We start from the raw sequence: 13216 nt of genomic DNA on the forward strand, positions 1-13216 counted from the left end.
TGAGGTTTAAAAGCCTACTGGCTCCACAAGGCTGTACAACTCTAGCGAATAAAAGCTGGATCAAACACGGTCGAGCGATTACGGCCCGATTGCTTAGAGAAGTAAAGCGACTTGTCGGCATGTTCTAACCAAGTTAAATGGCAGGTTTGATAGCTAGACAGCTCGCAAACTCCCAAGCTTATCGTATATTTCACCACATGCTGACCCGCTTGAATCACCGATTGTTCGATTCGTTTTCGCAGTCTTTCGGTGAAGTATAGCGCTTGATTAGCACAAGTATCTGGTAGGATTACCGTAAATTCTTCGCCGCCATAACGTCCGCAGATATCAGAGTTGCGTGACGCTTTCTTCAGTTCTTGGGCTGCGTGGCGAATGACTTCGTCCCCAACCGTGTGACCATAAGTATCGTTAACTCGTTTAAAGTGATCGATATCAAAAATCACTAAGGAAGCAGGATTGCCGACCAATTTTTGTTGTTCATATTGGTGGTGTAAGCAACTTTCCCAATGGGCGCGATTAAACAGTTTCGTCAACCCATCAATGCGACTCAGATCAGACAGTTTTTGGTTTGAATCGAGCAAGTGAATTTTGTTTTTGGCGATATCGGTAACGTCGTTAATGATTATGCTGACATGAGAAACGTCACCATTCACAGAGGTCAGTGGCGAAAAGTTAATGTTCTGCCTCATTTCGGTTAGGCTATTGGAAATGGGGCTAAAGTTTTTAAACTTAAACAGGTAAGCTCGGTCTTCCCAGCAGGAAAACCCACGGCTGTTGAGTGTGAATGCCGTATCAACTTTACGTCTTAGCCAAGCATGGGGCAGTTCGGGGACCACATCAAACAAGTTTTTGCCCAGTATCTGGTCTGCAGCAATGCCGCTGTATGATTGCATAAACGCGTTCCAGACACAGACATTGTAATCTCTATCAACCACAATCAATCCGGCGTCGAGATCGCCAAGGATCTGCATTACCCAATGTAAGTCACCGATTTCAGTTGAGTTCATAACACACTCTCCAAAATTGCTTTAATTGCACTGAGCGAGTCGTTGTCGATTAAAAACACGATATCGCAAGCGACATCAAGATTTTCTGCTTTATAGACAAACTCAATGGTGAAAATGTCTTGCTCGTAGTCAGCCAAAAACTGGTTGGAGTTAAGCGCGAGTTGCAAGACTTCTTTCTCTAAAACTATTGGCTGTCTGAGTGAGATATTGATATCTAACTGCTTGCTAAATGAGCCTAAAAACGACGAAACTAATAGATTCGACAGATCCAAAATGATCTCATTGGTCGAACATTCAACCTGCTCACCATTTTGATAAGTTAAATTGCTAAAATCCGTGCCATGCAAACAAACCAAAGCCTCGCCATTAATGCCGTGACCGACGAAACGTTGAGATACCGCGCGCGATTCTGAATTATTAACAATATCTTGCAAGGTCATTTTTAATTCAGACTGATGAAGAGAGGCGACATTAGGTAAAGGCATTTCAATAAAATGGCCGACTTGTTGAGAAATCAGCGCGGCGCTAGAGCCTAACGCAATATTGCTCATCTCACGAATAGCTGCGACCAGATCAACCCTCGTCGACGATGAAATTGAACTATTAAGTTCTGTATTTCGCAGGGGAATGTGGTATTTGTGGAATAGATCGACCAGGTCAGAGGTGGCAAACGGCTTTTCAATAAAGTCTTTTGCGCCCATGTCGGAGCAACGAGATTTTGCCGCTGATTGTATATCGCCCGACACGACAATAACATCAGTAGGGTAATGGTTGACTGGCATGGTGGCTAACACTTCAAAGCCATCCATCACCGGCATTGTTAAGTCAAGAAACAAGACATCAATATTGTGCGAAGCCAAGATATCGAGTGCTTGTTGACCATTTTCGGCTTGGTGAATCGTATTGTGTGTTGAGGGTTCTATCCTGCTAACAATGGATTTGCGAGCGATAATTGAATCATCGCAAACTAATAGGTTCATAGTGTTAGTCGCTAGCCTTGAAAGTGGTGGTTTTGTCTAAATAGCCAACAATCTGATCAGGGTCTTGTGACCTTAGTTCAAATCTGCAAGCCTGCTAGTAAACACCTTTCACAGCACTAACTCACGTATTTTTTAGTTTGAAGGTCGAAAAATTGGAGTCTAAACACATAATTACTCATTTCAATTGCGTTTTAATGCTAATGAAACCTTAGAACTGGGAAGTTTGTTTAATTGGCCACAGATATACCACGCCGCATTCACCACGTTATCAAGGGAAACCCCAGTTGTTATACCTAAACCGTGACAAAGATAGAGCACATCCTCGGTAGCAACGTTACCGGCAGCGCCTTTGGCATATGGGCAGCCTCCGAGTCCAGCGGTGCTAGCGTCAATGACATGAATTCCCATCGTAAGCGCCTGATAAATATTGGTAAGCGCTTGACCATATGTGTCATGAAAGTGTACGGCGATGGCGTCTGGATCTGCGATGTTTAGAACGGCCTCTAGCATGGTCGCAATGCGATGTGGTGTTCCTGTTCCTATCGTGTCGCCGAGTGATACCTGATAACAGCCCATCTCTAACATGGTCTGGCTAAGCTGAGCCACTTTGTCAGGTAGAGTAGCACCATCGTAAGGGCAGTCGATGACACAAGAAAGATACCCGCGCACTGGGATATGATATTGAGACGCCAACGCGATGACGTCCTCAAAGCGCGCTAGACTGGCCTCGACGGAACAATGAATATTGCGTTGGCAAAATCCTTCAGAAGCTGAAGTAAACACTGCAACTTCAGAAACTTGGCTCTCTATCGCAGCCTCCAAGCCTTGCCTATTAGGCGTGAGCGCAGAATAGCGTACCCCTTGTTGGCGCGAAATTCCTTGCAGAACTTGTTTTGAGTCGGCCATTTGCGGTACGCGATGTTTGGCGACAAAGGCACCTGATTCAATATGAGTGAGACCCGCTCGTGATAGTTGATTGATGAACTCGATTTTACTGGCAATAGGCAGGGAACGCTCACCTTGTAATCCATCGCGCGGGCCCACTTCGACAACCGTCACAGAGGATGGAAGGTGCTTACTTGCTAGCGGGTTATTCATGCGTTGCTCCTTAGTCCTTAGTCCTTAGTCGCGCACTACCAATTGGGTGGCCGTTTCTCTAGAAAGGCTGTGAGCCCTTCTTGCCCTTGCTGAGAAACGCGAATCTTGGCGATTAATTCGCTTGTATAGCGCAGTAAGGCGTCATCAATGGGTTGGTGATGGCAATGATCACACAGACGTTTGGTTGTGGCTAAGGCATTTGGACTGTGCTTTATGGTCGACTTCAGCCACGCGTGACTATTTAAAGCAAGGTGTTCGCTCGCGGCTAACTCATGAACTAGATGAATACGCTGCGCCGTTTGGCTGTTGATAGGCTCAGCAGACAACATATAGCGCCGGGCCTGACGAATGCCTATCGCTCGTATCACGTACGGCGCAATAGTGGCAGGGACTAACCCTAGCTTAACTTCACTTAAACAAAACTGACTGTGATCGGCAGCAAAGACCATGTCACAGCAACATATCAAGCCTAATGCACCGCCAAATGCGCAACCTTGCACTGCTGCAACCGTCGGGTGAGGAAATTGGTCAAGTTTTGCCAGAAGTGTTGCCAATTGGTAGGCATCAAGCTGATTGTCTTGTTGACTTTTATTAAGCATAGAGCGCATCCAAGTGATGTCGGCGCCTGCAGAGAAGTGTTTACCATGACCACAAAGCAGCAGTCCACGCACCGCTTTATCACTCGCGAGTTGGTCGATGGCAGAGATGAGTTCGGCGATCATCTGGTCATTAAATGCGTTGGCGTATTGTGGCCGATTTAGTATCAACTGTGCGATACCTTCACCGCTGAGCTGACATTCAATGTGTTGATAATTGGCGTAATGTTTCGCTGTCATGACTACATCCTAAATATGCCAAATTGACTGACTGTCGTATCAGATTGTGCAGTCGCATTCAGAGCTTGAGCCAAGACATTGCGGGTCTCTTTAGGATCGATAATGCCATCATCCCACAGCCTTGCGCTTGCATAGTACGGGTGTCCTTGTTGTTCATATAAGTCGAGGATCTCTTGTCGAAACTGTTGCTGTTCGCTCTCGGGCCATGGCGTCTCTTTGCGTTGCATGACTTGACTCTTTACTTCGGTGAGCACGCCAGCGGCTTGTTCACCTCCCATCACTGAAATGCGTGCATTGGGCCACATCCACATCATGGTAGGATCGTAAGCACGGCCACACATTGCGTAGTTACCCGCTCCATATGAACCGCCAATAACAACCGTAAACTTGGGTACTTCGGCGCACGCCACTGCCATCACCAGCTTAGCGCCGTGTTTAGCAATGCCGCCTTCTTCGACTCTTTTACCCACCATAAATCCGGTGATATTTTGTAAAAAAAGTAACGGGATATGGCGCTTGGCACACAGTTCGATAAAGTGCGCGCCTTTTTGTGCTGATTCAGAAAACAAGATGCCATTGTTCGCTAAGATACCGATTAAGTGTCCGTCAATGCGTGCAAACCCACATACCAGTGTGGTGCCAAACAGCGCTTTGAACTCGTCGAACTCAGAGTCATCAACAAGTCGGGCGATGACTTCCCGAACATCGAATGAAAGCCTTAAGTTGGCGTTAACAATGCCGTATAACTCATCTGCCGGATAGCGAGGTGATGCCACCTTATCAACATCAACGACAGGCTTGCGACTGTCTTGCCCAGTATTGGCGAGAGCTTCACGGGCAAGTGCCATCGCGTGCGCTTCACTTTCTGCATAATAGTCTGCGACGCCAGACTTACGACAATGGACATCTGCGCCACCAAGCTCTTCTTCGCTGACCACTTCGCCTGTGGCAGCTTTGACTAAAGGGGGACCGGCAAGAAAGATGCTCGCTTGTTGTTTGACCATGATGGCAATATCTGACATCGCTGGTATGTACGCGCCGCCTGCAGTGCACAATCCAAGCACGACAGCAATTTGCGGGATGCCTTCACTCGACATCTTGGCTTGATTAAAGAAGATACGGCCGAAATGTTCTTTGTCGGCGAACACCTCGGCTTGATGAGGTAAATTGGCTCCGCCGGAATCGACTAAATACACGCAGGGGATTTTGCAGCGTTGAGCAATCGCTTGAGCACGTAGGTGTTTCTTTACGGTTAAAGGGTAGTAGGTGCCGCCTTTGACGGTCGGATCATTGGCGATCACCATGCAAGGATGGCTATGGACCTGACCAATTCCGGCGACAATGCCCGCACATGGAACCGCTTCAGGGTAAACATTCCAAGCGGCGAATGGGCTGATTTCAAGAAACGGGCTGTGCTGGTCGAGTAACAGAGCAATTCTCTCTCGTACTGGCAGTTTGCCCTTTGCTTTTTGATGTTGCTGAGCGCTTTCACCACCGCCTTGTAAAATAGTGTGGATGTCAGCGTTTAGTGTTGCGACAAGTGCTGACATTGCTGCAACGTTGCTTTGAAAAAGCTCTGAGTCAGGTTTGATTTTGCTTTGAATGATTGGCATCACATGCTCCTATCGAGACTCTTCAAACAGTTCGCGACCAATTAACATACGGCGAATTTCTGACGTGCCGGCACCAATTTCATACAACTTAGCATCACGCAGCAAACGTCCAGCGGGGAATTCGTTGATGTAGCCATTGCCGCCAAGAAGCTGAATGGTATCTAACGCAATTTGGGTTGCGGTTTCGGCGCAGTATAAAATCACTCCAGCGGCGTCTTTGCGTGTCGCGTGACCGTTATCGCAGGCCGCTGCGACCGCATAAAGATAAGCTCTGGCGGCGTTGGTTCGAGTATAGATGTCGGCCATTTTTCCTTGCACCAATTGAAACTCGCCAATTGAGCGGCCAAACTGCTTGCGGTCATGAATGTAGGGCACGACCAAGTCCAAACAGGCTTGCATAATGCCAACTGGGCCAGCGGCAAGGACCACGCGTTCGTAATCAAGGCCGCTCATCAGCACTTCGACGCCATGATTGACCTTACCGAGCACGTTCTCTACTGGAACGGGGCAATTTTCAAACACTAGCTCGCAGGTATTTGAACCGCGCATGCCAAGCTTATCGAGCTTTTGCGCCGCTTGGAAAGGGCTGGTAATTTTGTCGACAATGAATGCCGTAATGCCACGACTCCCATGCTCAGGCGCAGTTTTGGCGTACACCACGACCACATCGGCATCTGGCCCGTTGGTTATCCACATTTTACTGCCATTGAGGAGATAATGATCATCGTTTAACGTTGCTTTAAGCTGCATGCTGACAACATCAGAGCCCGCGTTGGGCTCGCTCATTGCAAGTGCGCCCACCGAGCGACCATCGAGCAATTTGGGTAAGAATGTTGTTTGTTGCTCAGTGGTGCCGTTACGAAAAATTTGGTTGACACACAAATTGGAGTGCGCGCCATAGCTGAGGCCAACCGAGGCGGAAGCTCGGCTTATTTCTTCCATGGCGATGACGTGGGCTAAATACCCCATCTCGGCACCGCCATATTGTTCGCTGACGGTGACGCCGAGTAAGCCCATCTCTCCCATCAAAGGCCAAAGTTGATTGGGAAATGTGTTGGAGCGATCGATCTCTTGAGCAAGGGGCGCAATATGCTGCTGTGCAAATCCATAAACGTGATCACGCAGCATGTTGATAGAGTCATCCAGCCCAAAATTGAGTGGGGTATAGTGAGTAAACATAACGCCTCCGAATGATTGCAAGCCAATCAATCAACCAAACAGACGAAGACGATTCGTTGATGCTTAGTTAAGTTGTGATGACTTAAGTGCCTGCTCACAACGTGCGCGAGCGACAGATAAGTCTTCTAGCATGCTATTTATGTCTTCGAGCTGTCGCATCAGCAACGCTTCTTTCTCATCAATGATTTTCAGCATTTCTTTTAGCTGAGTGTTGCCTTGACGAGTATCATACAGTTCAAATAATTCACGAATCTCCGCCAAAGAAAACCCCAAGCGCTTGCCACGTAAAATGAGCTTGAGTCGGGTTTTATCTCGACGGTTGTACATCCGCATACTGCCTTTTCGCTCAGGCTGAATTAACCCTTCGTCTTCGTAAAAACGGATACTTCGAGTTGTAATATCAAATTCTTTCGCAAGTTCACTTATCTTATATTTTTCCACTGAGCCTTGATTCCTGAGTCCGTCTTTCTTGGGTTACTAATCGGTCACTTTCCATCAACTTGGTAAAGCAAAATAGTTTTTTTGGTTTGTTGACGTTTACGTAAATGTTAGTGCTATGCTTACGTAAACGTCAAGAAATTATCTAGCGGTCAAAGAGAGCTATGATGGAACTGGATGAGATATGGATAGTCGCGGCTAAACGCACACCGATGGGGCGCTTTCAAGGCGAACTCGTGAGCTATTCGGCTCCACAATTAGGTGGGTTTGCTATTCGTGCGGCGATGGAGCAGTCAAATCTTCACGGGGAGCTAATTGATGAGCTATTGATGGGCTGTGTACTTGCTGCCGGATGCGGCCAAGCGCCTGCACGTCAAGCCGCATTGAAAGCCGGCCTGCCTGACAGTGTGCCATGCTCGACCATCAATAAGGTGTGCGGTTCTGGAATGAAAAGCGTAATGTTGGCGTATGATTTGATTCGCAGTGGCTCAATTCGATGCGCGGTTGCTGGTGGAATGGAAAGCATGTCGAATGCCCCTTACTTGCTCAAAGAGTCGCGAGCCGGTATGCGAATGGGGCACAAAACAACGTTTGATCATATGTTTCTTGATGGGCTGCAAGATGCCTATCAAGGTGAGCTGATGGGCGTTTATGGTCAGCGGATCGCCGATACACTTAACTTCTCACGTCAAGAGATGGACAACTGGGCCGAACAGTCGTTGCAAAGAGCGCTAGCCGCGCAGGCACAGGGTATGTTTAGCGCTGAAATGGTGGCAATAGAAAGCGAAAAACAGGGCGAAAGTGCATTAGACTGGTTTGATTTTGATGAACTACCGCCCTCCATTGATGCGACCAAAATCGCCAGACTCAAACCCGCATTCTCACCGCAAGGCTCAATTACTGCCGCCAACTCAAGCGCGATTTCAGACGGCGCAGCGGCATTGATCGTGATGGAGCAAGCCTTCGCCGAGCAAAATGGCGTAGCGCCACTTGCGGTAATTAAAGGCCATGCGACTCATGCCAGATTACCTGAAGAATTTACTGTTGCTCCGGTTTACGCCATTGAAGCCTTGCTGTCAAAACTGGACTGGGACGTTGAAGACGTTGATTTATGGGAAATTAACGAAGCCTTCGCCGTGGTAGCGCAAATCGCGGTAAAGGAGCTTGGTTTAGATTCAAGTAAAGTAAACATCAAAGGTGGAGCATGCGCGTTGGGTCATCCGATTGGTGCCAGCGGAGCAAGAATTATCACCACGCTTATCTACAGTTTACGTCAGCTGCAAGCATATGGAATCGATGGTGATGCCACTCAACGTAAAACCATGAGAGGGATAGCGGCGATATGCATCGGTGGTGGCGAAGCAACCGCGATTGCCGTCGAAATTCCTTTGTAATCGCTTAATCAAATAAGGACATCATCATGACACAGCCAGTCTCTTTATTTATCGGTGGAGAGTTCTGCCAGTCTGAAAGCAATGAGTGGCTTGAAGTTACCAATCCTGCCAATAATCAAATCATCGCGCAGTTACCTTGTGCAACCGCTGAAGAGATCGAACGTGCGATTGAGAGCGCAAGTCAGGCTTTTAGTGTGTGGAAAGAGGTCGCAGTTTCCGATCGCGCTCGATTAATGCTGCGTTATCAGCATTTATTAAAAGAGCATCATGATGAGTTGGCGTGGCTGGTATCAAAAGAGACCGGAAAAACCAATCTTGATGCGAAAGGAGATGTTTGGCGAGGTATCGAAGTAGTCGAGCAAGCGGCTAATATCGCCAGTAATATGATGGGTGAAACGGTTGAAAATGTCGCGGCAGATATCGACAGCTATTCACTTATTCAACCGCTCGGTGTCTGCTGTGGTATCACGCCTTTTAACTTTCCGGCCATGATCCCACTGTGGATGTTTCCATTAGCCATCGCTGCGGGCAACACTTTTATCCTTAAGCCCTCAGAGCAAGTGCCCCTTACCGCGATGAGATTAGCAGAGCTATTTGATCAAGCCGGAGCGCCGCAAGGAGTATTGCAAGTTGTTCATGGCGCTAAAGCTCAAGTGGATTATCTGTTGGCACACCCGCAGATCAAAACCGTCTCATTTGTCGGTTCTGTTCCGGTTGCAAAATACATCTATCACACAGCAACGTCTTACAATAAGCGCGTCCAAGCGTTTGCTGGCGCGAAAAATCATATGGTGATCATGCCTGATGCTAATAAAGTTCAGGTAATCAATAACCTTGTTGGTGCATCGGTGGGCGCGGCGGGTCAGCGCTGTATGGCGATATCGGTTGCGGTATTTGTCGGTGATTCAAGCCAGTGGATCGATGATTTAGCCAGTGAAATGGCCAAGGTGACGCCTGGGGTTTGGGATGATGAGCATGCAGGCTTTGGCCCTTTAATTAGCAGAGAAGCGAAGCTGCGTGTTGTCTCTTTGATAGAGCAAGGTAAAGCTCAGGGCGCCAACTGTTTGCTTGATGGAACTCAGTGCGAGGTAGAGGGGCACCCGGATGGCAACTGGCTTGGCCCGACCTTGTTTAGTGGTGTGAGCACCGAGATGTCGCTATACCAACAAGAGATCTTCGGACCGGTTCTTGTGTGCATTGAGGTACAGAGCCTTGATGAGGCTATCGAGCTAATTAATCGCAATCCTTATGGCAACGGAACGTCATTGTTTACCGCCAGCGGTAGTGCTGCGCGAAAATTCCAACACCAGATTCAGGTCGGCCAAGTTGGTATTAACGTACCGATTCCGGTCCCGCTGCCGTTTTTCTCGTTTACGGGTTGGCGTGGCAGTTTTTATGGCGACTTGCATGCGTATGGCAAACAAGCGGTGCGTTTTTATACCGAGACCAAAACAGTCACTGCGCGTTGGTTTGATGATGATGTGCCAAGTGGCCCAAACATGTCGATTCAGCTGCGTTAAGGAGGCGATATGGACTTCGAACTCAACCAAGATCAGCGCGCTTTTGCTGATACCGCCGCGCAGTTTGCTCGCGATAGTCTCGAACCCAATGCGGCCAAGTGGGATGAAGAGCAGATTTTCCCCAAGTCGGTATTACGCCAGGCAGGGGAGCTGGGTTTTCTGAGCCTTTACACCCCAGAGGAAAAAGGGGGACTGGGTTTGAGCCGCCTTGATGCCTCGATCATTTTTGAACAACTGGCGATGGGCTGCACTTCAACGACCGCTTTTATGACCATCCACAACATGGTGACCTGGATGGTGGCCAGCTTTGCAACCGAACGTGCCGCGACGCAGTTCTGTCCTAAGCTTATTAGTGGCGAGTGGCTTGGTTCTTACTGTTTAACTGAGCCCAACGCAGGATCAGATGCGGCATCGTTGACCACCAGTGCCAAGAAGGTGGCCGATGGTTATCTGCTCAATGGCAGCAAGGTGTTTATTTCAGGGGCCGGAGAAACGGATGTGTTGGTCGTGATGGCACGCACCAGTGATGAGGGAGCCAAGGGAGTGTCTGCGTTTGTCGTTGCGGCCGATAGCCAAGGGATCAGTTATGGGCGTAAAGAGCCGAAAATGGGCTGGAACTCTCAGCCAACCCGCAGTATCAGTTTTGATAATGTCTTGGTGGCGAAAGAAAATTTACTCGGTGAAGAGGGCCAAGGTTTTGTCTTCGCGATGAAAGGATTGGATGGTGGTCGCATTAACATCGCCACCTGTTCGCTCGGCACTGCGCAGCAAGCACTTAATCTTGCTATCGGATATCTCAAAGAGCGAAAGCAGTTTGGTCAACCGCTCGGTCAGTTTCAGGCATTGCAGTTTAAATTGGCCGACATGGCCACCGAGTTGGTGGCGGCGCGGCAGATGGTACGTTTGGCTGCAAGTAAACTCGACAACCAACACCCAGATGCCAGTACGTACTGCGCGATGGCAAAACGTTTTGCAACTGACGTCGGTTTTCGGGTCTGCGACAAGGCCCTACAGCTTTACGGCGGCTATGGCTACATCAAAGAGTACCCGCTTGAGCGCTATTTTCGAGATGTGCGTGTCCACCAAATTTTAGAAGGCACCAACGAAATCATGCGCCTTATCGTCGCCCGAAGATTACTCGCTGATGGCGCTGAGCAACTGTAGAGGGAGAGAGACATGACCAATCAAAAGCAAGGATGCATCGAACACTATATTGATAATCACGTTGCGGTGCTGACCATCAATAATCCTCCTGCAAATACTTGGACGCGCGATAGCTTGACTGAACTCAAGCAACTGATCACCGTACTTAATCAGCAATTAACTGTGTATGCGTTGGTTATTACCGGTCAAGGCGACAAGTTTTTCTCAGCCGGTGCCGATCTTAACCTGTTTTCTTCAGGTGATAAGCAGGTTGCTGCCGATATGGCGCGCGTGTTTGGCGAAGCGTTTGAAACCTTGAGCGCATTTCGCGGAGTCTCTGTCGCAGCAATTAATGGCTATGCGATGGGTGGGGGGCTAGAAGCGGCGCTTGCTTGTGATATTCGCATCGCAGAGCAACAAGCCAAGCTGGCGCTGCCCGAGGCGAAAGTTGGTTTGTTGCCTTGTGCTGGGGGGACGCAAAATCTTACCGCGCTGGTTGGCGAGGGTTGGGCTAAGCGAATTATTTTGTGTGGTGAGCAACTTACCGCGGCCAAGGCTCTTGAGATCGGCTTGGTGGAAGAGGTGGTCGCGCAGGGGGATGCTTTGAAAACGGCCATTCAACTCGCCGAAAAGGTTGCCAATCAAGCCCCGCCGGCTGTCGCTGCGTGTAAAACACTTATTCAACATGCTCGCTCTGGGCCAATTGTTCACGGATTGGAAAAAGAGAGGGAGCGGTTTACTCAACTGTTTGATACCGACGATCAACAAGAGGGTGTCAATGCCTTTCTTGAAAAACGCCCACCACGCTGGAATAACCGCTAGGGCGAAGGAGAACAATCATGAGTGATAGCATTCATTTTTCTGAATTGCCCTGTAGCAATGGGGTGCATAAAGTGGGCGTTGCGACCTTAGACAATACCAAGTCTTTAAACGCGCTAACCTTAGACATGCTGGTGAGTTTGCATCAACAACTTCAGAAGTGGCATGAAGACGACAATCTAGTTTGTGTATTATTAGAAGGTGCGGGTGAAAAAGCCTTTTGCGCTGGAGGTGACGTTCGCACTATGCATAGCGTAATGCGTGACAGCAGTCGTGAGGAAATCCAAGCTTTTTGTGGCCAATTTTTTAACACCGAGTATCAATGTGACTATCTTATCCATACTTACTGCAAGCCGATTATTGCTTGGGGGCAGGGCATTGTCATGGGAGGAGGGATGGGGCTCTACATGGGCTCAAGCCATAAAGTCGTGACTCCTGATTCACGTTTAGCGATGCCGGAAGTCAGTATTGGCCTCTATCCTGATGTCGGTGGAACCTGGTTTCTTAATCGTTTAGACAGCGGCGTTGGCATGTTTTTAGGTATGACCGGCGTGATGGTTAATGCCAGTGATGCCGTTGCCATCCATCTTGCTGATCACATTGCCTTGCCAAGGCATAAACAGCAGTTGATAGAGCAGTTGCAGGTGGCCGATTGGGAGTGTGTCGACGATGTCTATGAAGTGGTCACTGAGCTTCTTGAAGGCTTCGCATTGCAGGTCGACAATCAACCACAAGCGCAAATGGTGCCGTATTTGGGTCAGATTCGTTTAGCCTGTAGTGCCGATAATGTGATTCAAGTGCTCGATAATATCCAAGCGATTCAAGGGAACGATGAATGGCTAGCGGTGGCTAAATCAAATTCGGCATTAGGCAGCCCGATTACCGCCCACTTGTGCTTTCGTCAGATGACGCAATACAGTGACTTATCATTAGCAGATTGCTTTCGCTTAGAACTCACTATGTCGGTTCGCAGTACCTTATTGGGTGAATTCCAAGAAGGGGTGAGAGCTCGATTGGTCGACAAAGATGGTGAGCCTAAATGGCTCTACCCCAATGTTGCAACGGTGGAGACCCAAGTTATCGATGAAATGTGCCGTTCACTGTGGCCTGAAGAAGCTCACCCTTTGGCAACGCTAGGCCACTATTAACGTTAAGTCACTATTAACTTAAGGTCATTATTAAGGAGAAG

At 48.5% G+C, this 13216-nt stretch carries 12 protein-coding genes; 5 read left to right on the plus strand and 7 right to left on the minus strand.

The window, feature by feature from the left end:
• Positions 1–41: 41 nt before the first annotated feature.
• The 7 genes from ViNHUV68_RS18150 to ViNHUV68_RS18180 form a co-directional block, all read right to left on the minus strand.
• Positions 42–1007 (minus strand): diguanylate cyclase, encoded by a 966-nt coding sequence (locus ViNHUV68_RS18150; protein ID WP_391090487.1) that lies wholly within the window; start codon positions 1005–1007, stop codon positions 42–44.
• Positions 1004–1987, minus strand: coding sequence for a response regulator (locus ViNHUV68_RS18155; RefSeq protein WP_038176389.1), 984 nt, complete (start codon positions 1985–1987; stop codon positions 1004–1006). Before ViNHUV68_RS18155 ends, ViNHUV68_RS18150 begins: the two co-directional genes overlap by 4 nt.
• 180 nt (positions 1988–2167) lie before the next feature.
• Positions 2168–3085 carry a hydroxymethylglutaryl-CoA lyase gene (locus ViNHUV68_RS18160; RefSeq protein ID WP_038176391.1) on the minus strand — a complete coding sequence of 306 codons (918 nt, stop codon included), beginning with the start codon at positions 3083–3085 and terminating at the stop codon, positions 2168–2170.
• A gap of 35 nt (positions 3086–3120) precedes the next feature.
• Positions 3121–3921 carry an enoyl-CoA hydratase-related protein gene (locus tag ViNHUV68_RS18165; RefSeq protein WP_391090489.1) on the minus strand — a complete coding sequence of 267 codons (801 nt, stop codon included), beginning with the start codon at positions 3919–3921 and terminating at the stop codon, positions 3121–3123.
• Positions 3922–3923: 2 nt separating this feature from the next.
• Complete coding sequence (locus tag ViNHUV68_RS18170) at positions 3924–5534, minus strand: carboxyl transferase domain-containing protein (RefSeq protein WP_391090491.1); 1611 nt, start codon at positions 5532–5534, stop codon at positions 3924–3926.
• A 9-nt stretch (positions 5535–5543) separates the two neighbouring features.
• Complete coding sequence (locus ViNHUV68_RS18175; protein ID WP_391090493.1) at positions 5544–6713, minus strand: acyl-CoA dehydrogenase family protein; 1170 nt, start codon at positions 6711–6713, stop codon at positions 5544–5546.
• Positions 6714–6776: 63 nt separating this feature from the next.
• Positions 6777–7154: a MerR family transcriptional regulator gene (locus ViNHUV68_RS18180; RefSeq protein ID WP_391090495.1), complete on the minus strand. Its 378-nt coding sequence runs from the start codon at positions 7152–7154 to the stop codon at positions 6777–6779.
• A 164-nt stretch (positions 7155–7318) separates the two neighbouring features.
• Between ViNHUV68_RS18180 and ViNHUV68_RS18185 the strand changes: the two genes are divergently transcribed.
• Genes ViNHUV68_RS18185 through ViNHUV68_RS18205 form a run of 5 tightly spaced genes read left to right on the plus strand, consistent with a single transcriptional unit; the run spans position 7319 to position 13175 of the window.
• Complete coding sequence (locus tag ViNHUV68_RS18185; RefSeq protein ID WP_391091866.1) at positions 7319–8545, plus strand: acetyl-CoA C-acyltransferase; 1227 nt, start codon at positions 7319–7321, stop codon at positions 8543–8545.
• A gap of 26 nt (positions 8546–8571) precedes the next feature.
• On the plus strand, positions 8572–10065 hold the full coding sequence (locus ViNHUV68_RS18190) for a CoA-acylating methylmalonate-semialdehyde dehydrogenase (RefSeq protein WP_391090497.1): 1494 nt from the start codon (positions 8572–8574) through the stop codon (positions 10063–10065).
• 9 nt (positions 10066–10074) lie between these two features.
• Positions 10075–11229 (plus strand): acyl-CoA dehydrogenase family protein, encoded by a 1155-nt coding sequence (locus ViNHUV68_RS18195; protein WP_038176404.1) that lies wholly within the window; start codon positions 10075–10077, stop codon positions 11227–11229.
• Between the two features lie 12 nt (positions 11230–11241).
• Positions 11242–12030: an enoyl-CoA hydratase gene (locus ViNHUV68_RS18200; protein ID WP_391090499.1), complete on the plus strand. Its 789-nt coding sequence runs from the start codon at positions 11242–11244 to the stop codon at positions 12028–12030.
• Between the two features lie 17 nt (positions 12031–12047).
• On the plus strand, positions 12048–13175 hold the full coding sequence (locus tag ViNHUV68_RS18205; protein WP_391090501.1) for a 3-hydroxyisobutyryl-CoA hydrolase: 1128 nt from the start codon (positions 12048–12050) through the stop codon (positions 13173–13175).
• The last annotated feature ends 41 nt before the right edge of the window (positions 13176–13216 follow it).

This window comes from Vibrio sp. NH-UV-68, assembly GCF_042940635.1.
In the GTDB taxonomy this organism is placed as follows: domain Bacteria; phylum Pseudomonadota; class Gammaproteobacteria; order Enterobacterales; family Vibrionaceae; genus Vibrio; species Vibrio pacinii.